The following is a 21,817-nucleotide window of genomic DNA, read 5'->3' on the forward strand; positions in this document are numbered from 1 at the left end:
GCTGACCCGGACCTGATGCGGGGCGCGTCAGCGCAGCCCGGCCTCGAAGGCGTAGATCGCCACGTGGACGCGGTTGCGCAGGTGGAGCTTGTGCAGCAGGTTCTGCACATGGGTCTTGACCGTGTGCTCCGACAGCGTCAGTGACTGCGCTATCTCCGTGTTGGACAGCCCCCGCGAGACCAGGTCGAGCACCTGACCCTCGCGGCCGGTCAGCGCGTCCGGCGGCACGTCGGAGACGGAGGTGGTGCCCCGCGGGCGGGCGGGAGCGCCCGCCGCGGCCGGCAGCGGACCACGGGCCAGGGCATAGCCGGCCGCGGCCAGGGACACGGCGGCGGCGAGCTGCCGCGCCGTCGTGGTGGCGGGCAGGTGGCCGTGCAGGGCGGACACGGTGCGCGCGTCGGGTTCGCAGCCGCCGACGGTGAGGACGGGCAGCGCCGGGTCGACGTCCTCGAGGACCGCGGCGACCTCGCGGGGTTCTTGCAGGCCGTGCAGGACGAGCACATCGGGGCGGTGCGCGCGCAGCGCCGCCACGGCACGGGGCCCCGGTTCGTCGTCGCCGACGAACGTGATGTCGTCATGGCTGTCGAGCAGCGACCTCACCCCCGCCCGCGCGAGGGCGTCGCCGCCCACGAGGAAGAGCCGCACCCCGCCGGGCGCGAACGCCGCGGCACCGCCCGGCAGCACCCGCAGCCTGGCGGACGGTACGAAGTCGGTTCCCGCTTCCGGCATGACGCGCCCCCTCACGCACTCGTGGACGCCGAGCACGCTATCCGGCGCGGGGCACGCAACCGCCCTGTCTCCAGCCGGATTCAAGGGCCCGGCAAGTGCTTCCGGAGCCGGGCACGCCGCGCGCCGGCCCTACCCGGCCTGCGGCACGGGGTCCGTCATGGCCGCCGCGAAGCCCGGGTCGAGCATGGTGCGCGCCGACGTGTCGTGCGCCGCGTCGAGTCCCGCGTCGTGGCAGGCGGTGCTGAGGAGATAGCGGCCGAGCGCCCGGTGCGTGGCGAAGGCCCACTCGTCGCGCGAGGCGAGGGTGCCGTCGGGGGCGAGGAGACGGCCCGTGTCAAGACCGAACCCGAACTCCGTGAATCCCAGCCGCATCCCCTGGCCGAGCGCCTTGGTGTAGGCCTCCTTCAGCGTCCACAGCCTCAGTGTCTGCGCGGTCTGTTCGCCCTCCGGCAGCGGGGCCAGCTCCGCCGCCTCCGTCGGCGTGCACATCTGGGCCTGCAGCAGGTCGAAGCGCATGCGGCGGTCGGCGGGCTCCGCGTCGACACCGATCCGGCCGTCCCTGCTGAGCCCGACCGCCATCAGGTCACCGGTGTGCGTGAGGCTCACGTCGATCTGGTCGAAGCCGCGCAGATACGGGCGTCCGCCCAGCCGGTAGGACAGATCCAGCGACTCCGCCTCCGTGCGCAGCGCGGCGGCCGCCGTGTACTTCAGCAGCAGCCGCGAGGCGACGAAGCGGTAGCGCACCGTCGGGTCGGTCATGCGGCGGTAGCGCGTCCAGTCCCGGCCGAGCAGATGGCGCAGCCGGGTGTGGGTGAGGGCGGTGGGCAGCCATTCGCCCCAGGTCGTGAACGCCACCGCGTTGCCGTACTCCGTCAGATTCTCGTGCACCTTCCGCCACGGCCCGCCGGGCAGGACATGGATGGGTGCGCCGATCCCCGGATGGTCCATGGTGTCTCCCCTCCCTCTAGCCCGCGATCCGTGTGTCGTACACGTCGAGGCTGCGGCCCTCGCGGAACCGCAGGAGCACCTCCGACAGGACCGACTCCGTTACGCCGTCCGGCAGTTCGGGGACGGGCACGCCGAGCCTGCGGCCGATCCGGGACAGGGCGAGAACCGCCCAGGCGGGCTGCGAGAGGAACGAGTCGGTGCCGTCCTGGCCCTGCCACACCCCGAGGCACGCGGCGGCGGCGAGCACCAGGGCGTACCGGTCGGCGAGCGCGCAGGCGCGCGGGTCGGCGAGCGTGGCGGCCACGGACTCCGGGAGCGCGGCGCACTGTTCGCGCAGCGCCCGCATCTCCTGGACGAACGCGTCCGCGAGGTCGGCGAGTGCCGCCCACAGGGGCCCGGCCGGGCGCAGCGCGCCGAGCCGCTCGCCGGCCCCGACCAGGGTCGCGGTCAGCACGTCGTCGCTGCCCGACAGGGTCAGCTTGCGGTAGTCGAGGGCCGGGACGGGCGCGGACAGCAGGAAGAGCCGCGCGGTGGGCTCCTCGGTGCGGAACCACGACGTCCGGGCGAGCGTGCGCAGTTGGGGTATCAGCACCGCCTGGCAGGCCGCGCTCCCGGCGTGACCGAGTCCGGCGACGGGCAGGTCCCGTACGAGTTTCTGGAAGCCGCCGTAGAGCGGGCCCCGGTCATAGCCGTGGACCCCGAGCACGGTGGCGAGTTCCTCCAGGTCCTCGCGCAGCAGGTCCGGCATGGTCAGCTTGACGGCGGCGGCCATCAGGTGGGCGCTGTCGGGCAGCAGGCTCAGCGCGCGCAGCCCGGTGACGGCCATGCTGTCGCAGGCCAGCAGGTCCGCGAAGACACCGGCGAGCACCGTGTGGTGACGGCGCGCCGGCTGCCCGGCGGGGCGTCCGGCGGTGGCGGCCCGCACCGCGAACCGCAGCGCGCTGTCCACCCCGGCGACGACGGTGCCGGGGATCAGACACCGGTTGACCATGAAGGTGCGCAGGGCGAGGGACACCCCGTCTCCGACCTCACCGACGAGGGTGTCGGCCCGGACGCGGCTGTCGGTGAACTCCAGTCCCGCGAACCGGCTGCCGCGCATTCCGGGGGTGGGAACGGGCTGCAGCCGGCGCAGACCGCCCGGCGGGAGCCGCTCGGGATCGAGCAGCAGCACGGAGTGGCTTCTTGGGCCTGCCGAGGTCGCCGTGCGGGCGTACATGACGAACGCGTCCGCCCGGTCGGCATTGATGACGACGTCCTTGCGGCCGCCGAGAACGAAGCCGCCGGGCGCTGAGCGCGCGGTGAACTCGTCCCGCAGGATGGCGTTCGCGTGGGCGAGTTCGTGGTGCAGGATCGTGACGCGGCCACCGCCCCCGTCGAGCAGCAACGCGGCCGTACGGGCGCGCTGCCGGTCGTCGCCCGCCGCCCAGACGGCGGACGCGCCGAACAGTGACGTGATCCCGTAGCCGAAGCCGAGGCCCACGTCCCGGCGGAACACCGGCCGCAGGACGCGGGCGAGCACATCGGGGCGGGCGAGCCGGCCGCCGAGCTCCCGGGGGACGAACTCCGCGGTGAGACGGGCGTCGGTGAGCAGCTCCTCGGTGGCTTCCGGTACGCGGCGCCGGTCGTCGGCGTCGAGCAGGGCGCGGTAGCCGTGCGGGTTGTGCGGATCGTCGGGGTCGCCGAGGAGAGCCTCGATCCAGGCGGCGCGCTCGGCGCCGTCCAGTGGCGCTTCGCCGGCCGCGGTCCGGGGCAAGGCGGGTGGCCCCGCACCGGCGGCCTCGGGTGCCCGTGGCGTCAGCGTCCCGGTCACAGGACGGTGACCGCGCTCTCCGCGTGCTTCTTGGCCAGGTTGAGCGTCGCCGTGCTGTTGCGGCCCAGGGCGTCGCGGACGTAGCGGCGGGCCCGCGCGATGTCCGCGTCCTCGCCGAGCACCTTCGCGATGTTCTCCTCGCGCAGTACGACGCTGTGCTGCGAGATGACGGTGGTGCCCGTCTCGTCGGGCACCACGGACCACTCACCGGTGTGCGCCGCCATCAGCGCCGGCGTGGCCGTCTGCTTGTAGACGATGCGACCGGCGTGCGGGAAGCACACCCGGACGGACTCGGTCGTGTGCGAGGAGCCGTCGGCGGTACGGGTGTCCATCGACATGACCTGTACGCCCGGCTCGTCCTCGGTGAAGTCGAGCCGGGAGACGTGGGGCACCAGCTGTGGCCAGTCGCCGATCCGGTAGAGGAAGTCGTAGACCAGCTCGGCGGGACCGTGCACACGCACCGAGTCCTCGAACGACAGGACCAGCTCGTCGAGCCGGGCCCAGCGCTCGGCGAGCCGGCTCAGATTGTCCAGCTCGGCACGGCTGTTGGTGGCGGTGGCCCGCTCGACCCACGCCACCTCGTCCGGGTCGTCGCCGGCGACCGTGAAGTCGTGCAGCAGCGTCAGCCGCGCCCGGTCGGCCCCGAGCGAGTCGACGATCCAGGTGCCGCCCATGGACTGGACGGGGGCGGCGGGCAGCTCCTGGCGGAAGTCGACGCGGCGCCGCTCGGGGTCCAGAGTGCGGCGCGATGTCCACGACTTGACCTGGTCGTTGGCGGTCGCCCACATGCGCAGCCGCTCGTGTCCGCCGTCGAACTCGAGCTGCTCCACGTGCACGCTGGGCGGAAAGTACAGCGGCCACTTGACCGCGTCGGCGATCAGGCCGTAGACCACGCCCGCGGGCGCGCCCACGTTCACCTCGTGCGTCGTGCGGTGCACTCGCTCAGCGGACATGTCCAGTTCCTCACTTCCGGATCAGGAGGCGGTTCGGGGGGCGGTCAGAAGTTGCCCAGGCCACCGCAGACGTTGAGCGCCTGTGCGGTGATGGACGCGGCGTGCTCGGTGGTCAGGTAGCCGACGAGTCCCGCGACCTCCTGCGGTGTGGAGTAACGGCCGAGCGGGATCTTCGCCTCGAACTGTTCCTGCACGTGGTCCTCCGTGGTGCCCCAGGCGCCCGCGTAGCCCTGGCGGACCCGCTCGGCCATGGGCGTCTCGACGTAGCCGGGGCAGACCGCGTTGACGGTGACACCCCGGGGGGCGAGCTCCTTGCCCAGCGCCTTGGTGAAGCCGACAACGCCGTGCTTGGAGGCGGAGTAGGGGGCACCGAGCAGGACGCCCTGCTTGCCGGCGGTCGAGGCGATGTTGATGATGCGGCCGCCTTGGGCGTCGGCCAGGCCGCCGTTGTTGAGCACCTCGCGCGTCAGCAGGAAGACTCCGTTGAGGTTGGTGTCGATGACGTCGTACCAGAGGTCGTCGGTGATGCCGGCGGTCGGGCCGCCGCCGCTGCGCCCGGCGTTGTTGACGAGGACGGTGATCGGGCCGAACGCGTCGACCGCGGCGCGGACCAGGGCTGCCATGGACTCGGCGGAACGCACGTCGGCGGCGGTGCCGTCGGCCTCCAGGCCCTCCTCGCGCAGGTCCAGAACGGTCTGTTTGACCTGCTGGGCGGTCCGCGCGCAGATGAAGACGCGGTGGCCGAGACGGCCCAGTTCACGGGCGACGGCCAGGCCGATGCCGCTCGTGGCGCCCGTGACGAGGGCGACCGGCTTCACGGGCGACGGTGAAGACGGCGGTGACGGCTGTGACTTCTGCGTCGTCATCCTCGTCATCCTCGTCATCCTCGTCATCGGGTGCTCTCCATTTCCATGGCGCCGGTGGTGGTCTCGGTCCCGACCGTGTCCTGAACGGCTCGAAGGCCACCTGAGCGGCGCTTGAGAGGTGCTGCACGATCACCGGCACGATCACCGACAGGGGGACGTACGGGGGCGAGCGCCTCGGCGAGCGCGCCACCGGTCAGGAAGTCGCCCCGCGCCGCGAGGTAGCCGTCGGGCCGGACGAGCGCCCAGGAGCCCGCCGCCAGGCCCAGGGCCGCGCACAGGGCGCCGTCCGGGTCGGGCAGCGGCCGCGGCCCCGCGCCGCTGCCGCCGACGGAGCGCACGGACAGCCACGCGCCGTGCCGCCCTGCCGCGTCGCGGGCCGCGCGCACGGGGACGCCGTCGGCGTCGTGGCCGCCGGGGGCGACGAGCAGGGTCCAGCGCACGTCGCGCAGTTCCCGCACCAGCGCGTCGCTGACCGTCGCCGCTCCGGACACGCGCTCGCCGGGCGCGGGCACGTGCCCGCGCCGCGGGACCATGACGGGCGAGGCGACGGGCGTCACGATGGGCACGGGTTCGGGCCCGCCGCCGGTGGTCAGGGAGGACCGGGCGTAGCCGAGGCGCAGCCCCGACATACCGCCGAGGACCTTGCGCTGGATGGCGCGCCGCAGCGGGTGCAGATTGCGTACCACGCAGAAGACGACGGGCAGGGCCACCGCGGCCAGGGCGTTCTTGAACTGGACCAGCGACGTGGCGGTGCGGGTCGAGCCGAGCAGGGCTTTGCCGACCGGGACACGCTCCTCGCCGTACGTGTCGAGCAACGGCCGCTCCGCGTAGCCCCGGTGGACCATGGCGAGCTTCCAGGCGAGGTTGTACGCCTCCTGGATGCCGGTGTTCATGCCCTGACCGGAGGCCGGGCTGTGCACGTGGGCGGCGTCCCCCGCGACGAACACGCGGCCCTCGTGCATCCGCGGAACCATGCGCTGCTGGAAGGTGAACACGGACGTCCACTCGGGGTCGCCGACCCGAACGGCGGTGCCGAGGCCCCGGGAGAGCTTCGCGGTGAACCGCTCGGCGGCGCCGGTCGCGTCGGGCCGGTCCGGGGCCGTGTCGAGCAGGCGCCAGTGGCCCTCGCGCGCGTAGGGGACCATCATCAGGGCCTGGCCGCCGGTGTGGACCCAGTAGATGCTGTCGGGCGGCAGGTCGGTGCTGACGGAGGCGTCGGCGAGCATCCAGGTGTCGCGGCTCTCGCCGAGCAGCGGCAGGCCGAGGGCCTTGCGCACGGTGCTGTGGCCGCCGTCGCAGCCCACGAGCCAGGGCACCGTGCAGATCTCCTCGTTCTCACCGGTCTCACCGGTCTCACCGGTCTCACCGGTCTCACCGGTCGCGCCCCTCTCCCCCGCCTGTCCCGTCTGCCCCGTATCCCCGGTGCCGTCGGCGCGGGTCAGCCGCGCTCGTACGCCGGTCCCGTCCTGCTCGAACCCGGCCAGCCGGACGCCCCACTCGACCTCCACACCGAGCCGGGCGACGGCCTCGCGCAGCACGGCTTCGGTGCGGGTCTGCTCGATGATGACGCTGTAGGGGTGGCGGGTGGGCATCGACGAGTAGTCGGCGTCGAGGCGGACCAGGCGGCGGCCACCGGCGTACATGGTGAACGCCCTGTTCCTGCGGCCGTGCCGGAGGATGCCGTCGACCGTGCCCATCTGGTCGAAGGTCTCCAGGGTGCGCGGGTGGACGGCGACGGCGCGGCTGGTGCGGGAGGGCCCGGACGCCGCGTCGACGAGCCGGACGCGCAGGCCCCTGCGGGCCAGTTCGTGCGCGGCGGTCAGGCCGACCGGACCGGCGCCGACGACGAGGACCGCCGGGCCGGGCGCGGGGCGCCCGGCGGGGCCGGTGCTCATCACAGGCCGGCCGCGATCGGTACGGCGGCCGTGCCGGCGCCGCGCTCGGGCACGGTCTCGTACAGGGCGGGCTCGGGAGTGGCCAGCTGCTTGAGGCCGCCGACGAGCGCCCCGAAGGCCGGGCTCGTGACAGCGGCGCGGTGGGCCGCGGCGTCCTGCCAGTCGGCGAGCTCCAGGAACACCGGCTCGCCGCCGGCCAGACGCAGCGTCCGGTGGCCGAGGTATCCGGGCTGGGCGCTCATGTAGGCGGTGACACGGTCCTTGGCGGCGAGGAACTCCTCGACGTCGCCGTGGACGGTCAGCTTGTTCACGAAGGTCACCATGGCGGGTCTCCTGTCCGGGGGGCGGTGCGTGGTCGGTGGTCGGTTTCAGGCGGCGGCTTCGGCGGCGGCGAGGGCGCGCACCTTGTGCCGGAGCGCCTGCCGTTCGGGTTTGCCCGTGGGGGTGCGGGGCACGGCGTCGAGGGCCTCGACCCTGCGGATGCGCTCGAACGGGGCGAGCCGCCGGTTGGCCTCCTCGGCGACCGCGTCCAGCGTGTCCAGAGTGTCGAGGCCGGTGTACGCGGCGCGGCGCGCGGTGCCGGCCGGGTCACGCAGGACGATGCCCGCCCAGACGACAGCTCCGTGCACCGCGTCCGGCCAGCCGACGACGACGCATTCGGCGACCCTCGGGTCCTCGGCGATGATCCGCTCGACGCCGGTCGGCGACACGAGTTCGTTGTCGTACTTGAAGACGTCGCCGAGCCGGTCCACCAGGAACAGGCGGCCGTCCTCGTCGAGCCAGCCGGCGTCACCGGTGGAGAACCAGCCGTCGGCGTCGATCCGGGACGGCTCGGCGTCGTTCAGGTAACCGGCCATCACCTGCGGCCCGCGCACCTGCACCTCACCGGTGGACCACACGGCGACGGGCTCCCGCGAGCCGAGGTCCACGACACGGCATTCGGTACCGGGCAGGGGCGGGCCGACGGCGCCGCGCACCGCGGGGTCGGCCGGGCGCTGCATGTGGGAGAGCGGGGAGAGTTCGGCGAGGCCGTACCCCTGGACGACGGGCACACCGAGCGCGTGGCGCAGGCGGCGGGCGGCCGCCGGCGACAGAGCGGTGCCGCCGGACATGACCGCGGTCAGCCGCGGGCCCGCCGGAACTCCCTCACAGGCGGTGGTCAGCCGCGGGTCGTCGGCGAGCCGGTGCAGCCGGGCGGGCAGCCCGTAGTAGTGGGTGGCGCCCTCGCGGGCGGCCAGGGCGAGCGAGGCCACCGGGTCCGGGTCGTGGCACAGGACCTGTGAAGCGCCCGCGCACACTGCCGAGTTGAGGTGCATCACATGGAACAGCGGCAGGTGGTTGAGGGTGACCGAACCGGGGCCGAGGCCCTGGGCCAGGGCGGTCTGCGTGGCGTTGGCGACGAGGTTGCGGTGGGTGAGGCGGACGCCCTTGGGGCGTCCGGTGGTCCCGGTCGTGAACTGGATGCACACCACCGAGGACGGATCGACGACCGCCGGTTCGTCCCGCTCGTACGGCTCGTCGGGCGTCTCGTCGAGAACCACGTGCAGGGGGACGGTGTCACCGGGGACCACCGCGTCGTCGGCGTCGGTGACGACGATCGTGTGCAGCAGGGGCAGCCGGTCGCGCATCTTCATCAGCTGCTCGGCGGTGGCCGCCGGCACCAGGGCGATCTCGACGCCGGCGGCGGCACAGACGTGGTGCAGCGCGTGCTCGTTCACCAGCGGATTGATCAGCGCGACGGTGTTGCCGCTGCGGCTGGTGCCGTAGTAGGCGGCGGGGAAGACCGGGTCGAGCGTGTTGGCCACGCCGACCACGGCGCCCCGGCGGCCGGCGGCGCGCGCGAGGAAGCGGGCGATCCGGTCGGCGTGGGCGTCGAGCTGCCCGTAGGTGACGGTGCCTCGCCCGGTGGTGAGGGCGGGCGCGTGGGGGTCGCGTGCGGCGGCGCGACGCAGAAGGCCGTCCAGTGGCAGGTCCGGGTACGTGAAGTGCGGCACGGCGTGCGGCCCCCTTCGACGGGCTGACTGGTTGACGTGCTGTGTGCGTGCGGTTGCGCACCACGCTCGGCGCGCGGGCTCGAGAAATGTTCGAAAGCCGCTCGACCCCGGCCTCAGAAGGTGGGGGGACCCGGCGGAGTCCACCGCCGCACCGAACGGAGTGGCCATGACCGCGCAGCTCGAAACCGCCCCGCACTCACCGGCGTTCGGCGCCCTGTACGCGCAGGTGCAGCAGTTCTACGCGCACCAGATGCAGCTCCTCGACGGCGCCGAGTCGCAGCGGTGGGCGGACACCTTCACCGAGGACGCCGTCTTCGACGTGCCGACACTCGCCGAGCCCGTGCGCGGCCGTCCCGGTCTGGTCGCGGCCAACCGCGGCGCCGCCGCGCGGCTCGCGCAGGCGGGCGAGCGGCACCGGCACTTCATGGGCATGTTCGATGTGGTGGAGCGCCCGGACGGCGCCCTGGACGTGCGGTCGTACACGACCGTCTACGCCTCGGTGATCGGCGGCGTCTCCCGGGTGCACCGGGTGTGCGTGTGCGAGGACGTGCTGGTGCGCGGCACGGACGGGCGGTTGCTCGTGGCGACGCGCAAGGTCACCCGCGACGACCTCGGGTGAGCCGGGTCGTCCCCGTCGTGCCGGTTCAGGCGAGGCAGCAGGGCGGTCCGCCGTTGAACTCGATCATCTCGCCCAGTGCGGCCTGCCGTTCGGACATGGGCAGCGGGGCGTCGGCGGGCAGGCCCTCCAATTCCGCGTACGCGCGGCGGAGGTTGGGGGCCAGCCGCTCCGGGTCGAGGAGCTCCGCGTAGCGCCCCAGGTGTGCGCCGCGCGCCGCCTGGATCGGTGTCAGGCCGGCCCGCAGGCCCTCCTGGGCGAGCCGCTGCACCAGGCGCAGATAGCCCTCGACTGCGTCGAACGCCTCGGGCCCGCAGACCGGTCCGTGTCCGGGTACGACGGTGGTGGCACCGAACGCGCGCAGCCGCCCCAGCGCCGCCAGCGAGCCGGCGATCGAGCCCATCAGGCAGAAGGGCGTCACACCGTTCATGACGAGATCGCCCGTGAACAGGACCTGCTGCCCGGGCAGCCAGACCACGGTGTCGTTCGAGGTGTGCGCGGGCCCCGTGTGTTCCAGCTCGGCCCGGATCGTGCCGACGTGCAGGGTGAGGCGGTCGCGGTAGGTCACGGTGGGCGGCGCGAGCTCGATGCCGCCCCACACCACGTCCGGCCACAGGCCCGTCAGGTGCAGCCCCGCCGCCATCATCTCCGTGCGCGTGCGCTCGTGGCCGATGACGAGGGCCTCGGGGAAGACGAAGTTGCCGAAGGCGTGGTCGCCGTGGAAGTGCGTGGTGACGACGGCGCGCGGCGCCGCGGGGTTCAACTCCAGTGCGGTGGCCCGCAGATGACGGGCCCGGGCCTCGGTCGCCGTGGTGTCGACGAGGGCGCTCTCACCGCCGGACACGATGATGCCGGCGTTGTTCAGGCACCACCCGCCGGGCGCCTGGAGATACGCGTGGACACCTTCGCCGACCTCGACGGCCCGGCCGAGCGGAGCGACGGCGGTCACCGGGGGACGCACGGTGGTGGTGGGCTGCACGGCCGGTCTCCTCACACAGTTCTCGGTCCCACCGAGCGTGCTGCGTACACCTCGCATCGCGGTGGAACGGGCCCGGCGCGAGCCGGTCTCGAGCGGTCGTCGACCGTTTCCTCAGACCGTTGCGGCCTACGGGTCCACCGAGCGAGGGAGCCAGCATGGCCGAGCGGCGTCGATGGTCGTCCCTACTGTTGCGGGAGGTCTGGTTGGGGCTTGTCGCCCTCGGCGCGGTGTACGTGGCCGGTGAGACGAGCCGCTCGCGCACACCGCGCGTCCTCCTGGCGCAGCCCCCCGCCGGCCATCCCGAGCGGCTGTGCCCGGACGTGCCGCTGACGTCGCTGGAGCTGGCCCTGATACGGGAGTTGGAGACCAGCTGACGTTCTGCCGCAGCCCGTCCCGCGCCCCCGGACGCGCCCTAGGGCCGGTCGAAGAGATCCGTCCGTACGTGGACGGGGACTCGGCCGTGGGCGATACGGGACGTGATGCGCGGGCCGATCGGAGTCCGGGTGACCAGCTTCGCGGCGCCCGCCCTGGCGAGCGTCGCGACGCGTCCGGAGGTGCCCAGGAACGCCTTGGCCTGCAGGCGCTGGACCCGGGTCACCGCGTCGGCGGCGGGCGCACGCAGCTCCTGGAAGCGGGCGAGGCGTGCGCGGCTCATGTCGCCCGCGTGCAGCGCTTCGACGAGGAGCGGGTGGAGCACGGCGGCGTCCTGCAGCGCGAGGTTGATGCCCTGGGCGCCGAGGGGCCCGTGGGTGTGCGCGCTGTCCCCGATCAGGACGAGCCCGTCGTCGGCCCACGACGTGGCACGCGCCGCGAACACGTCGAGCAGCTTCAGATCCGACCGGCTCGTCAGGTGCCGGTCGATGAGGTCGGCGAACTGCGGTACGGCGGCGGTCAGTTGGTTCTTGACCACGGTGATGCCGGCGTCGGCGACCTCGGGCCAGGAGCGGTGCGGCAGCGTCCAGCCGACGCGGATCCGGTCGGGGTAGGTGTCGTGGACGAGGACAGCCGTGCCGGCCGCGCGGTGGATGCGCACGAGCCCGGTGGCCCGGCCGGGCGCGGGCAGCGAGAACCACACCACGTCCTGGTCGAACGCCTCGGTGCGCCCGGCGTCGATCCCGGCCAGCGCGCGGGTCCTGGAGAACCTCCCGTCGGCGGCGACGACCACCCGGGCGGGCACGGTCACCCGGCGCCCGCCGGGTCCGCTCGCCACCGCCCCCGCGTACTGGCCGCGCTCCTGGAGCAGCTCCGTGACCCGGTGCCCGTCGAGACAGGTGAAACCGGGCAGCCGGCGGCAGGCCGCGAGCAGGGCGTCGAGCAGGTGGCGCTGCGGCAGCGCCAGGAGGCGGTCGTACGGTGCGTCCAGGCGCCGGTAGTCGATGTCGAGCAGCAGGCGGTCGCGCTCGAGGACCTGGAAGCCGCGCAGGGTGCGGTCCCCGCGGGAGCGCGCGGCGGCCAGCACCCCGAGTTCGTCCAGGATCCGCTGGCCACCGGGCTGGAGTATCTCGCCGTGGAAGTCGCGTGCGAGGGCCCGCGACTTCTCCAGGAGCGTGACGCGCACGCCGGAGCGCAGCAGCATCAGGCTCAGGGCGAGGCCGGCCGGACCCGCGCCGACGACGCAGACATCGGCGCGGGTCGTGGCGGGGGTGGTGGCGGTGCGCTCCGCCTGCTCCGCCTGCTCCGCCTGCTCCGTCTGCGCGGCTCGCCCCGGCTGCCCGGACATGCTCAGGCCACGGCCCTGGCGGCGGCCAGTGCCCGGTCGACCAGGGCGAGGAGGGCGCGCGGGGTCTCGGCCTCGTCGAGGCCGTCCTCGTCGAGGCGGATCCCGTATTCGCGCTCGATGCGTCCGGTGGTCTGCAGGAGTGCGAGCGAGTCGTAGCCGAGTTCCATGAACGTGACGTCGATGACGTCGCCGTCCAGGTCGACGCCCTCCTCCTCGCCGGCGCACTCGCGCAGCAGGGTCTTCAGGTCGCTCAGTTCGAGGCGGTCCATGGTCTCTCCGTTCGGTTCGCGAAGCTGCGGGTCGGGCGGGGTGCGAGGCCGGACGGGCCCTACGCGGGGGCGCTGACGACGGCCGCCGAGTTGAACCCGCCACGGCCGCGCGCGAGGACCAGCGCGTGCCGCAGCCGGATCCCGGTGCGGGTGACGGTGACCAGGTCGACGGGGCAGTCGTCCGCGGGCCGCGCCGTGCCGGTGGTCGGCGGGATCACCTGGTCGCGCACGGCGAACAGGGCGGCTGCCAGGTCGAGCGAGGCGCCGCCCGCGAGGAGACGGCCGGTCATCGACTTGGGGGCGGTGACCGGTACGCCGCAGGCACCGAACACCTCGGTGAGCGCGGCCGCTTCGGCCCGGTCCGCGTCCCGCTCGCCGGCCGCGTCGGCGAACACGACGTCGATCTCGTCGGGCCGCACGCCGGCGTCGGCGAGCGCGATCCGTGCGGCGTCCACGAGGCGGGGCGTGCCGGGGCCGTCGAACGTGGCGGCGTATCCGGCGATGGTGCCGTACGCGGCGGCGCCGCGGGCGCGGGCGGCCGCGGCGTCCTCCAGGACGAACAGCGCCCCGCCCTCGCCGACGACGTGTCCGGTGGCCTCGGCGGCGAACGGCAGGTACGCGGCGGCCGGGTCCTCTACGGTGCTCAGGCCGCCGCCGGCCAGATGGGCGGCCCAGCCCCACGGGCACAGGCCGGAGTCGACCCCGCCGGTGATCATCACGCGGGCGCCCTTGCGGATCTGGCGGCGGGCGTGCGCGACCGCGTCGAGGCCGCCCGCCTGTTCGGACACGACGACTCCGCTGGAGCCGCGCAGTCCGTGCCGGATGGAGATCTGGCCGGTGTTGACGGCGTAGAACCAGGCGAAGGACTGATAGGCGCTGACGTACTGGCCGCCCTTGCTCCACAGCTCTTGAAGCTCCCGCTGGCCGAACTCGAAGCCGCCCGCGGAACTGGCGGTGACCACGCCCGCGCTGTAGTCGGGCAGGTCGGCGGGATCGGTTCCGCAGTCGTCCAGGGCCTCCTTGGCGGCGACGAGCGACAGCCGGGTGACCCGGTCGGTCTGCGTCAGGAGCCGGCTGGGCAGATGGTCCTCGTCGAGGAAGCCGGGGACCTCGCCCGCGATGCGCACCGGGTAGCCGCTCGCGTCGAAGCGGGTCAGACGGCGGATCCCGCTCTCGCCGCGCAGCACGGCGGCCCACCAGGCCTCGGCGCCCAGGCCGTTGGGGGCGGCGACGCCGATGCCGGTGACGACGGTGGCCGTGGTGGACGGGGCGAGGGCCGGCGCGGCCGGCGCTTCCATGGTCGCTGTGCTCATGCTGCCTCCTGCAGTCGCGGCCGGGTCAGGACGATGGCGCTCTGGAAGCCGCCGAAGCCGCTTCCCACGCTGAGCACCGTGTCGGTGCGCTGTTCGCGTGCCGTGAGCGGGGTGTAGTCGAGGTCGCAGGCCGGGTCGGCCTCGTGCAGGTTCGCCGTCGGCGGCACGGTGCCGTGCTCGATGGCGAGGGCGCTCGCGGCGACCTCGAGGGCTCCGATCGCACCGAGGGAATGCCCGATCATCGACTTGATCGAGCTGATGGGCGTCCGGTACGCGTGGTCGCCGAGGCTGCGCTTGAACGCGGCGGTCTCGTGGCGGTCGTTCTGCTTGGTGCCGGAGCCGTGGGCGTTGATGTAGTCGACGGCGTCCGGGTTCAGGCGCGCCTCGTCGAGCGCGGCCCTGATGGCCTCGGCCATCTCCTCGCCGTCGGACCTCAGTCCGGTCATGTGGTACGCGTTGGAGCGCCCGGCGAATCCGGCGATCTCCGCGTACACGTGGGCGCCGCGACCGCGGGCGTGCTCGAACTCCTCCAGGATCAGAACGGCGGAGCCCTCGCCGAGCACGAAGCCGTTGCGGGTGCGGTCGAAGGGGCGCGAGGCGGTCGCCGGGTCGTCGTTGCGGGAACTGGTCGCCTTGATGGCGTCGAAGCAGGCCACGCTGATCGGGGAGATCGGTGCCTCGGTGGCCCCGGCGATCATGACGTCGGCGCTGCCCTCACGGATCAGGTCGACGGCGTGGCCGATGGAGTCGAGGCCGGAGGTGCAGCCGGTGGACACCAGCGAGACGGGGCCCTGGGCGCCGGTGGCCAGGGCCACTTCGGCGGCCAGGGAGCTGGGCACGAAGTAGTCGAAGAGGTGGGCGACGGCCTTGGTGTGGTCGACCTCCCACCGGGAGCCGTTCTCGCTGACCACCGCGTACTCGTTGTCGAGGCCGGTGGTGCAGCCGAGCGCGCTGCCGAGCGTGACGCCCGTACGCACGGGGTCGAGCTCGTGGCCGAGGCCGGCGTCGGCGACGGCCTCGCGGGCGCTGGTCAGCGCGAACTGGGCGGCCCGGTCCAGGCGGGCGGCCTCGCCGGGCGTGAACCCGTGGGCGGCCGCGTCGAAGTCGGCCTCGGCGGCGATGCGCGAGCGGAACGAGGACGCGTCGAACAGGGTGATGCCGCGGGTGGCCGTGCGGCCGGCTGTGAGCGTCTGCCAGTAGTTGCCGGTGCCCACGCCGCCGGGGGCGACGACTCCGATGCCGGTGATGACGGCGCGTCTCATCGGTGTCCTCTCACAGTTGTCCTCCAGCAGGTCCGGGTACGAGCGCGGTGCGGCGCGCCACGCGGCAGGCACGTCCGATGAGCGGGGGCAGTTCCGGGCCGCGTACGAAGAAGTGGTCGCCGGGCACCGTGCGGCGCACGAAACGACTGCTGGTCCAGCGCTGCCAGCCGGCCAGCGCGGCCGGCCCGACCACGGGGTCCTCGCGGCCGCCGACGGCGAGCACGGGCACCGGCAGGGGGCCCTTGGCGACGTCGTCCATGGCGGCGGCGCGCAGCGCGCGGGCCAGTTCGAGGTCGTCCCGCAGCACTGGCAGGACGGTGCGGTGCCAGACGCTGCCCCGCTCGGCGAGCGCTCCGTCCGGCGCGGAACCCAGGTCCCCGACGAAGCGCAGCAGTTGCTCGTCGGTGAGGTCGCCCGGGTCGGCGGCGGGCGCGACGGTGTGCGGGGCGGGGCAGGCCCCGACAGCGAGCAGCCGGGGACCGGGCAGGCCGGCGTCGAGGAGGGCGCGGGCGAGGGTGTGGGCGACCATGCCGCCGAGGCTGTGCCCGTACAGCGCGTACGGGCCTTCTTCGGCGGCTGCGGCGAGCGGGCCGAACAGATCGTCGAGCAGAGCGTCGCGGTCCGTCGGCCGCGACTCGCGGCGCCGGGCCTCACGCCCCGGGAGCAGCATGGGGACGATGTCGATGCCCGGCCCGCAGCGTTGCTGCCAGCGGCCGAAGCTCGTCACCCCCGCGCCGGCGTGCGCGAAGCAGTACAGCCTTACGTCCATGGGACCCGAGCCTCGCCGACCGGCCTGGAGAACGACTTGAACGGGCCGGCCACCCGCAGGGCGACGGCCGTCAGGCGGCGTACAGGTCGAACGTGGAGGAGCGGCGCGGCCCGCAGGTGACGTCGAGCTTCGGGTCGACGGCGAGCATCGCGTGGTGCAGGCGCTGGAGCTGCGGCGCGGGTTCGACACCGAGCTCCTCGATGAGCCGGCCGCGCAGCCGCTGGTAGATGCCGAGCGCCGCCGCCTGCCGGCCGGAGCGGTAGAGCGCCACCATGGCCTGCGAGTGCAGTCCCTCGTGCTGCGGGTGACGGGCGATCAGATCGGTGAGTTCGGCGATGACCTCGACATGGCGGCCGAGGCGCAGATCGGCGTCGATGCGGCGCTCGCGGGTGACGAGCCGGCTCTCCTCCAGACGCATGACCTCGATCGACAGGATGGGCCCGACGCGCACGTCGACCAGCGCGGCACCCTCCCACAGGCCGAGCGCCTCCCGGTAGGCGCGGGCCGCCTGCTCGTCCTCGCCCTCGTCGGAGGCCTGCTGCCCCTCGGCGACCAGACGCTCGTACTCGCGCACGTCGACGGCCTCGGACGGGATCTGCAGGAGGTAGCCGCCGTGCCGGGTGGCCAGTACGTCCTTGGCGGCGCCCGGCACGCCGGGCCCCATGGCCGTGCCGAGGCGCCGGCGCAGCTGGAGTATGTACGTCTGCAGGGTGGTGAGCGCGCTCTGCGGCAGCTCGGTCCCCCAGATCTCCTCCATGAGCGTGGGCACGGGCACCACACGTCCCGGGTAGAGCGCGAGCAGTGCGAGGATCTGCCGTGGCTTGCCCGCCGTCGGAACGATCGACATCCCGTTGACGGCGGCACTCAGCGGACCCAGAACCTGAATCTTCATGGTCTCCTCCGTACCGGTATCCGATGGGCATCGATATTGCGCCGCACAGCGGATTCCTGTCTTTTCCTCACGAGCCGGGGACGAGAGGCACCGTAGCCGCCCTCGATCTTTCGCAGCGTCATCCTCCAGGCGCCTTCGAGCAGTTCTCCACGCGCCTCTGTCTGACACGGCACTGACGCGGGCCTGACCCTTCGAATAGGGCGCCGGCAACGCCTTCCGGAGGAGTCGCGACGCTATTACCTTCCCTTCCATGAATACCCGTGAAAAGCGTGATGTGCCGGCGCAGGCGGATCCACTGACCCGGCAGCTGCTGCGGCAGATGGTCGCCGGCGCGATGCAGCTGGAGCTGTCCGAACTCCCGGATGACGAGGGCGACTTGGTCAACCACGGCCTGGATTCGATCAGCACGATGCAGCTGATCGCCGCATGGCACCGGCGCGGGGTCGAGGTGGGCTTTCCCGAGCTGATGGCCCGTCCCACGCTCGGCCACTGGTGGGAGCTGATTTCCCGCCCCGCCGACGGCACACGCGCCGCCTGAACGGGCCGGTATCCGTGGGACGGTGGCCGGTTTCGCGCCTCAAGGCCTCACCTACGGCCCCTTGAGAGGCACTCGTGTCCGCCCCGCGAACGCTCCGATCCGTCTATGGTCCGATAGCCGAAGAGCTATTCATGGTTTTCCGGGAAGCACCGGAAACGGATCACCAGACGGAGCCCCCATGGAATTCGGCGTGAACTTTTTCCCGGTCGTCGACCCGGCGAAGAAGAGTGCAAGCACCTATTACGACGAGAGTCTTCAACTGGTCGAGCTGGCCGAGGCGCTGGAGTTCGAACACGTCCAGACCGTCGAGCACTACGGCTCCGCCTACGGCGGCTACAGCCCCGACCCGGTCGTGTTCCTGACCGCCGCCGCCGCGCGCACCAGCCGCATACGCCTGGTGACCGGCGCGGTCGTCGCGTCGTTCGCCCACCCCGTGCAGATCGCCGCACGCCTCGCGCTCCTCGACAACCTCTCGCACGGCCGCCTCGACGTCGGCTTCGGCCGCGGTTTCCTGCCCGACGAGTTCGAGCTGTTCGGCGTCTCCATGGAGGAGAGCCGCACCCGCTTCACCGAGGTCGTCGACGCGTGCATCGCCCTGTGGAGCGGCGAGGAGGTCCGCTTCGAGGGCGAGGTCCACCGGTTCGGCCCGGTGTCCGGCTTCCCCCTGCCCTACCAGCGCCCCCGTCCCCCGGTGTTCGTCGCGTCGGCGACGAGCGCAGAGTCGTGCGCGCTGGCCGGCACCCAGGGCCACCACCTTCAGGTCGTGCCCTCCGTGACCAGTCAGCAGCAGCTCACCGAGATGACCGCCGCCTACCGCACGGCGCGGCGCGCCGCGGGGCACGAGGGTCCGGGCCGCATCCAGATCAAGTACACCTGCTACCTCGGTGAGAACCGTGACGTGGTCCTCGCGGACGCCCGCGCCAACGAGCAGAACTACGTGGACATGATGGCCGGCGCGGTCGCCTCCTGGGCGGGTGCGCGCTCCGAGCAGTACCCGGGCTACGAGAAGTTCGTGGAGAAGGCGCGTGCCTACGACTTCGGCCAGGCCCTCGCCGCCCACAAGGTCCTCGCGGGCACGCCCGACGACGTGCGCGCGCAGATCGAGACGATCCGCGGCTGGTACGGCCCGGACATCTGCCTGAGCCTGCAGTTCAACCCGGGTCATCTGCCGTACGCGCGCGCCGTGCGCGCCATGGAACTGTTCGCCGCCGAGGTCGCCCCCGCGTTCGCCGGCTCCGCCGTCGCGGCCGCGGCCGCGTGAGGGGGGTGAACGGTATGCAGCAGCCTCTGCGCCTGTTCGTCTTCCACCACGCGGGCGGCTCCCACCTGTTGTACCGCGAGTGGCCGGCCAAACTGCCCGCCCACTGGGACGTGCGTCTCATGGACGCGCCCGGCCGCGGCCGCCTCACGGGCGAGCCGCCGATCGACGACGCGGGTGAGCTGGCGGCCTTCTTCCTGCGCCGCCTCACCGCCGATCTGACCGGCCCGTTCGCCTTCTTCGGGCACAGCATGGGCGCGCTCGTCGCGTACGAGATGACGCGTCGCCTCGCCGCCGAGGGGCGTGAACTGCCGGTGTGGCTCGGCCTGTCGGCGCGCGGCGCGCCGCGCCCGCTGGGCGAGAACACCCGTCGCCACGCGCTGCCCGACGAGGAGCTGCGCCTCCATCTCGCCGCGATGGGCGGCACGCCCGTCGAGGTGCTGCGGGACCCCGACCTGTGGGAGATGTTCGCCCCGGCGATCCGCAACGACCTGAAGCTGGTGGAGAGCTGGCGCCCGCTCGCGGACACCCCGCCGCTGACGATGCCGGTCGCCGTGTACGGCGGCATGAAGGACGTCGTCGTGCCGCCCGAGCGGCTGGCCGCCTGGGAGCAGCACGCCGAGCGCTTCCAGGGGCTGCGGATGTCCGAAGGCGGCCACTTCTACTTCCAGGCCGACCCGCGCCCCCTGCTCGACCTGATCACCCGGGACGCGACGGCCGCCCTGTCGGCGGCGGTGAGCCCGTCATGACCGGGCCGGACACCGATACAGCCCACACCGCACGCACAGCCGACACAGCGGACGTAGCCGTGGTCGGCCTGGGTGCCTGGGGTGCGAGCGCGCTGTGGCAGCTGGCCCGGCGCGGCATCCGGGCGATCGGGATCGAGCGCTACGGTCTCGCCAACATCAACGGCTCCTCCCACGGCGAGAGCCGGATGTTCCGCACGGCGTGCCTGGAGCACCCCGCGCTGGTACCGCTGGCCCAGCGTTCGCGGGCACTGTGGCAGCAGCTGGAGAACGAGACGGGCACCCGCCTGTTCGAGCCGACCGGCGCGATGCTGATCGGGCCCGAGGACGGCCGGATCGTGGGCGGCGCCCTGCGGGCGGCCCGTGAACACGGCCTGGACGTCGAGGTGCTGGACCGCGACGCGCTGCGCCGGCGCTGCCCGGCCCACGAAGGACTGCCCCGGGACCACATCGGGGTCGTGGAGCCCGCGGGCGGACTGACGCTGCCGGAGGCGACGATCCGGGCGGCGGTCGGCGCGGCCCGGGCCGCGGGGGCCCGGGTCCTCACCGACACGCGCGTCACGGCGCTGGAGTTCACCGGGCCGGACGTCGCCGTGCACACGGCCGCGGGCCGGGTGCTGCGCGTCGGGCAGGTCGTGGTGTGCGCCGGTCCGTGGCTGGATCAGCTGGTGCCCGGCCTGCCGCTGGAGGTCGTACGGATGCCCACCACATGGTTCACGCCCGAGGTACCGGACGAGCGGTTCACGCTCGGGCGGCTGCCGGTGTTCATGCGTGAACTGGACGGCGGGGACGTGCTCTGGGGCCACGGCACGCTGCCGGGCGGCACCGAGGTGAAGCTGGGCCTGGAGGACGGCGGCAAGCACTTCCGGGTCGTGGACGCGGAGACGGTGGACCGGTCCGTCGCACCGGCCGACTGGTCCGTACTCGCCGGACATCTCGCGACGACGGTGCCGGGCGTGGGCCCGGACCCGTCGCGGGTCACCGCGAACATCTACGCGCGCACGCCGGACGGCCAGTTCGTCATCGGCAGGCCACGCGGCAATCCCGGGCTCGTGGTCGCGGGCGGCTGCAGCAGCCACGGCTTCAAGCACTCCACGGGCATCGGCGAAGCGGTCGCCGACCTCGTCCAGGGCAAGGAGCCCGCGTTCCCCCTGGGCTTCACCGACCCCGACCGGTTCGAGTGACGCGCGTGCCGCGTGAGGCGTGACGCGCGAGGAAGATACGAGGGAGAGATGCAGTTCCGCATTCTCGGTCCCGTGGAGATCCAGGACGAGCGAACCGGTCTGAGGATTCTTCCGACGGGCGCCAAGCAACGCGCCCTGCTGGGCGCACTCGTGGTGAAGTCCGGGCAGGTCGTGTCCGTCCACCGGCTGATCGACGAGCTGTGGGGCGAGCACCCGCCCGCCAACGCGACGAACGCGCTCCAGGCCCATGTGGCCCGGCTGCGCCGGCTCCTGCCCGTGCCCGAACCGGGATCGGGCGAGCCGCACCACGAGTGGATCGTGACGCGCTCGCTCGGCTACGTCCTGCGCCTCGGCCGGGACGCCGCGGACACCACGGACGCCGCACGGTTCAACGAGCTGGCCACCCGGGGGCGGGCCGCCGCCGCGGACGACCCGCAGCACGCGGCCGAACTGCTGCGCAGCGCCCTGGCGCTGTGGCGGGGACCCGCGCTGGAGGGCAGTGTGCGGGGGGACATCTGCGCGGCCGAGGCGGCGCAGCTGGAGGAGAACCGGCTCACCGCTCTGGAGACGCTGTACGACGCGTGTCTGCGCGCGGCGCGGCACGACGAGATCATCGGGGAGCTGGAGGAGCTGACGACGGATCATCCGATGCGGGAGCGGTTCTACGATCTGCTGATGGTGGCCCTCTACCGGTGCGGACGCCAGGCCGAGGCCCTGAGCGTGTACGACCGTGCGCGCAAGCGCCTGGTGCACGAGCTGGGTGTGGAGCCGGGTCCCGCGCTGCGCGGCCGGATGGACGCGATCCTCCAGCACGATCCGGGTCTCGCGGCGCCGGGGGCGGCCGAGCGGGTGGCTTCGGTGCACCCGATGCCGCTGCCGGCACGGACCGGCGTGACAGGGCCGGGCGTGACCGGCGGGGATGCCGGGCCCGACGCGACCGTGCTGAGCCTGAGCGGGGAGATCACCCGGCTGCGGCACCGCATCGAGCGGCTCTCACGGGAACAGGAGGAGCTGATGCGCCGGTTCGACCGGCTGACCGCGCATCCGGCGGCGGGCCAGTAGGCCCGCCGCCGGGC

The 21,817-nt window shown here is 73.4% G+C and carries 22 protein-coding genes; 7 read left to right on the forward strand and 15 right to left on the reverse strand.

The genetic code is table 11. The features are described 5' to 3' along the window. Positions 1–27: 27 nt before the first annotated feature. From ACWIGU_RS28405 to ACWIGU_RS28440, 8 genes are all read right to left on the reverse strand, one after another. Complete coding sequence (locus tag ACWIGU_RS28405) at positions 28–729, reverse strand: response regulator transcription factor (RefSeq protein WP_454404533.1); 702 nt, start codon at positions 727–729, stop codon at positions 28–30. Between the two features lie 129 nt (positions 730–858). Then, positions 859–1,677: a 4'-phosphopantetheinyl transferase family protein gene (locus ACWIGU_RS28410; RefSeq protein WP_454404534.1), complete on the reverse strand. Its 819-nt coding sequence runs from the start codon at positions 1,675–1,677 to the stop codon at positions 859–861. Positions 1,678–1,693: 16 nt separating this feature from the next. Further along, positions 1,694–3,430 carry an acyl-CoA dehydrogenase gene (locus ACWIGU_RS28415; RefSeq protein ID WP_454404535.1) on the reverse strand — a complete coding sequence of 579 codons (1,737 nt, stop codon included), beginning with the start codon at positions 3,428–3,430 and terminating at the stop codon, positions 1,694–1,696. A 53-nt stretch (positions 3,431–3,483) separates the two neighbouring features. Then, positions 3,484–4,440, reverse strand: a complete 957-nt coding sequence (locus tag ACWIGU_RS28420) for an aromatase/cyclase (protein WP_454404536.1) — start codon at positions 4,438–4,440, stop codon at positions 3,484–3,486. 44 nt (positions 4,441–4,484) lie between these two features. Next, the gene (gene fabG / locus ACWIGU_RS28425) at positions 4,485–5,306 is read right to left on the reverse strand and encodes a 3-oxoacyl-ACP reductase FabG (protein WP_454404537.1); all 822 of its coding nucleotides are present in this window, start codon (positions 5,304–5,306) and stop codon (positions 4,485–4,487) included. Positions 5,307–5,329: 23 nt separating this feature from the next. Continuing rightward, positions 5,330–7,201, reverse strand: coding sequence for an FAD-dependent monooxygenase (locus ACWIGU_RS28430; RefSeq protein WP_454404538.1), 1,872 nt, complete (start codon positions 7,199–7,201; stop codon positions 5,330–5,332). Continuing rightward, positions 7,201–7,524: an antibiotic biosynthesis monooxygenase family protein gene (locus tag ACWIGU_RS28435; protein ID WP_454404539.1), complete on the reverse strand. Its 324-nt coding sequence runs from the start codon at positions 7,522–7,524 to the stop codon at positions 7,201–7,203. Before ACWIGU_RS28435 ends, ACWIGU_RS28430 begins: the two co-directional genes overlap by 1 nt. A gap of 45 nt (positions 7,525–7,569) precedes the next feature. Next, positions 7,570–9,195 carry a class I adenylate-forming enzyme family protein gene (locus tag ACWIGU_RS28440; protein WP_454404540.1) on the reverse strand — a complete coding sequence of 542 codons (1,626 nt, stop codon included), beginning with the start codon at positions 9,193–9,195 and terminating at the stop codon, positions 7,570–7,572. A 166-nt stretch (positions 9,196–9,361) separates the two neighbouring features. Here ACWIGU_RS28440 and ACWIGU_RS28445 point away from each other — a divergent pair, with 166 nt between their 5' ends. Continuing rightward, entirely contained in the window at positions 9,362–9,814 is a 453-nt protein-coding gene (locus ACWIGU_RS28445) for a nuclear transport factor 2 family protein (RefSeq protein WP_454404541.1), read from the forward strand. Positions 9,815–9,839: 25 nt separating this feature from the next. On the opposite strand, the gene ACWIGU_RS28450 is transcribed toward ACWIGU_RS28445, so the two are convergent. After that, positions 9,840–10,790: an MBL fold metallo-hydrolase gene (locus ACWIGU_RS28450; RefSeq protein WP_454404542.1), complete on the reverse strand. Its 951-nt coding sequence runs from the start codon at positions 10,788–10,790 to the stop codon at positions 9,840–9,842. Positions 10,791–10,945: 155 nt separating this feature from the next. Here ACWIGU_RS28450 and ACWIGU_RS28455 point away from each other — a divergent pair, with 155 nt between their 5' ends. Further along, entirely contained in the window at positions 10,946–11,164 is a 219-nt protein-coding gene (locus tag ACWIGU_RS28455; RefSeq protein ID WP_454404543.1) for a DUF6059 family protein, read from the forward strand. 38 nt (positions 11,165–11,202) lie between these two features. Here the strand turns inward: ACWIGU_RS28455 and ACWIGU_RS28460 are convergent, their stop codons facing one another. The 6 genes from ACWIGU_RS28460 to ACWIGU_RS28485 form a co-directional block, all read right to left on the reverse strand. Continuing rightward, complete coding sequence (locus ACWIGU_RS28460) at positions 11,203–12,510, reverse strand: FAD-dependent monooxygenase (RefSeq protein ID WP_454404544.1); 1,308 nt, start codon at positions 12,508–12,510, stop codon at positions 11,203–11,205. Positions 12,511–12,512: 2 nt separating this feature from the next. Then, positions 12,513–12,779, reverse strand: coding sequence for an acyl carrier protein (locus ACWIGU_RS28465; RefSeq protein ID WP_454404545.1), 267 nt, complete (start codon positions 12,777–12,779; stop codon positions 12,513–12,515). Between the two features lie 59 nt (positions 12,780–12,838). Then, positions 12,839–14,092, reverse strand: coding sequence for a ketosynthase chain-length factor (locus ACWIGU_RS28470; protein WP_454404546.1), 1,254 nt, complete (start codon positions 14,090–14,092; stop codon positions 12,839–12,841). After that, positions 14,089–15,354, reverse strand: coding sequence for a beta-ketoacyl-[acyl-carrier-protein] synthase family protein (locus ACWIGU_RS28475; RefSeq protein WP_454404547.1), 1,266 nt, complete (start codon positions 15,352–15,354; stop codon positions 14,089–14,091). Before ACWIGU_RS28475 ends, ACWIGU_RS28470 begins: the two co-directional genes overlap by 4 nt. A gap of 10 nt (positions 15,355–15,364) precedes the next feature. After that, on the reverse strand, positions 15,365–16,123 hold the full coding sequence (locus ACWIGU_RS28480; RefSeq protein WP_454404548.1) for a thioesterase II family protein: 759 nt from the start codon (positions 16,121–16,123) through the stop codon (positions 15,365–15,367). 70 nt (positions 16,124–16,193) lie between these two features. Further along, the gene (locus ACWIGU_RS28485) at positions 16,194–17,015 is read right to left on the reverse strand and encodes an AfsR/SARP family transcriptional regulator (protein ID WP_454404549.1); all 822 of its coding nucleotides are present in this window, start codon (positions 17,013–17,015) and stop codon (positions 16,194–16,196) included. 250 nt (positions 17,016–17,265) lie between these two features. Here ACWIGU_RS28485 and ACWIGU_RS28490 point away from each other — a divergent pair, with 250 nt between their 5' ends. The 5 genes from ACWIGU_RS28490 to ACWIGU_RS28510 all read left to right on the forward strand — a co-directional run bounded on the left by ACWIGU_RS28490 (position 17,266) and on the right by ACWIGU_RS28510 (position 21,803). Further along, complete coding sequence (locus ACWIGU_RS28490) at positions 17,266–17,553, forward strand: phosphopantetheine-binding protein (RefSeq protein WP_454404550.1); 288 nt, start codon at positions 17,266–17,268, stop codon at positions 17,551–17,553. 190 nt (positions 17,554–17,743) lie between these two features. After that, positions 17,744–18,814, forward strand: coding sequence for an LLM class flavin-dependent oxidoreductase (locus tag ACWIGU_RS28495; protein WP_454404551.1), 1,071 nt, complete (start codon positions 17,744–17,746; stop codon positions 18,812–18,814). 14 nt (positions 18,815–18,828) lie between these two features. Continuing rightward, positions 18,829–19,560 carry a thioesterase II family protein gene (locus ACWIGU_RS28500; RefSeq protein ID WP_454404552.1) on the forward strand — a complete coding sequence of 244 codons (732 nt, stop codon included), beginning with the start codon at positions 18,829–18,831 and terminating at the stop codon, positions 19,558–19,560. After that, positions 19,557–20,741, forward strand: coding sequence for an N-methyl-L-tryptophan oxidase (gene solA / locus ACWIGU_RS28505; protein ID WP_454404553.1), 1,185 nt, complete (start codon positions 19,557–19,559; stop codon positions 20,739–20,741). The genes ACWIGU_RS28500 and solA overlap by 4 nt, the downstream gene beginning before the upstream one ends. Positions 20,742–20,789: 48 nt before the next feature. Continuing rightward, positions 20,790–21,803, forward strand: a complete 1,014-nt coding sequence (locus ACWIGU_RS28510) for an AfsR/SARP family transcriptional regulator (RefSeq protein WP_454404554.1) — start codon at positions 20,790–20,792, stop codon at positions 21,801–21,803. Positions 21,804–21,817 lie beyond the last annotated feature (14 nt).

Source organism: Streptomyces sp. NPDC055400 (genome assembly GCF_053644375.1).

What these genes read in the sequence shown, in the direction of transcription:
- ACWIGU_RS28405 (WP_454404533.1), bottom strand. Translation starts at nt 729, where the DNA reads ATGCCGGAAGCGGGAACCGACTTCGTACCGTCCGCCAGGCTGCGGGTG.
- ACWIGU_RS28410 (WP_454404534.1), bottom strand. Translation starts at nt 1,677, where the DNA reads ATGGACCATCCGGGGATCGGCGCACCCATCCATGTCCTGCCCGGCGGG.
- ACWIGU_RS28420 (WP_454404536.1), bottom strand. Translation starts at nt 4,440, where the DNA reads ATGTCCGCTGAGCGAGTGCACCGCACGACGCACGAGGTGAACGTGGGC.
- fabG (WP_454404537.1), bottom strand. Translation starts at nt 5,306, where the DNA reads ATGACGACGCAGAAGTCACAGCCGTCACCGCCGTCTTCACCGTCGCCC.
- ACWIGU_RS28430 (WP_454404538.1), bottom strand. Translation starts at nt 7,201, where the DNA reads ATGAGCACCGGCCCCGCCGGGCGCCCCGCGCCCGGCCCGGCGGTCCTC.
- ACWIGU_RS28435 (WP_454404539.1), bottom strand. Translation starts at nt 7,524, where the DNA reads ATGGTGACCTTCGTGAACAAGCTGACCGTCCACGGCGACGTCGAGGAG.
- ACWIGU_RS28445 (WP_454404541.1), top strand. Translation starts at nt 9,362, where the DNA reads ATGACCGCGCAGCTCGAAACCGCCCCGCACTCACCGGCGTTCGGCGCC.
- ACWIGU_RS28455 (WP_454404543.1), top strand. Translation starts at nt 10,946, where the DNA reads ATGGCCGAGCGGCGTCGATGGTCGTCCCTACTGTTGCGGGAGGTCTGG.
- ACWIGU_RS28460 (WP_454404544.1), bottom strand. Translation starts at nt 12,510, where the DNA reads ATGTCCGGGCAGCCGGGGCGAGCCGCGCAGACGGAGCAGGCGGAGCAG.
- ACWIGU_RS28465 (WP_454404545.1), bottom strand. Translation starts at nt 12,779, where the DNA reads ATGGACCGCCTCGAACTGAGCGACCTGAAGACCCTGCTGCGCGAGTGC.
- ACWIGU_RS28470 (WP_454404546.1), bottom strand. Translation starts at nt 14,092, where the DNA reads ATGAGCACAGCGACCATGGAAGCGCCGGCCGCGCCGGCCCTCGCCCCG.
- ACWIGU_RS28475 (WP_454404547.1), bottom strand. Translation starts at nt 15,354, where the DNA reads ATGAGACGCGCCGTCATCACCGGCATCGGAGTCGTCGCCCCCGGCGGC.
- ACWIGU_RS28480 (WP_454404548.1), bottom strand. Translation starts at nt 16,123, where the DNA reads ATGGACGTAAGGCTGTACTGCTTCGCGCACGCCGGCGCGGGGGTGACG.
- ACWIGU_RS28485 (WP_454404549.1), bottom strand. Translation starts at nt 17,015, where the DNA reads ATGAAGATTCAGGTTCTGGGTCCGCTGAGTGCCGCCGTCAACGGGATG.
- ACWIGU_RS28490 (WP_454404550.1), top strand. Translation starts at nt 17,266, where the DNA reads ATGAATACCCGTGAAAAGCGTGATGTGCCGGCGCAGGCGGATCCACTG.
- ACWIGU_RS28500 (WP_454404552.1), top strand. Translation starts at nt 18,829, where the DNA reads ATGCAGCAGCCTCTGCGCCTGTTCGTCTTCCACCACGCGGGCGGCTCC.
- solA (WP_454404553.1), top strand. Translation starts at nt 19,557, where the DNA reads ATGACCGGGCCGGACACCGATACAGCCCACACCGCACGCACAGCCGAC.
- ACWIGU_RS28510 (WP_454404554.1), top strand. Translation starts at nt 20,790, where the DNA reads ATGCAGTTCCGCATTCTCGGTCCCGTGGAGATCCAGGACGAGCGAACC.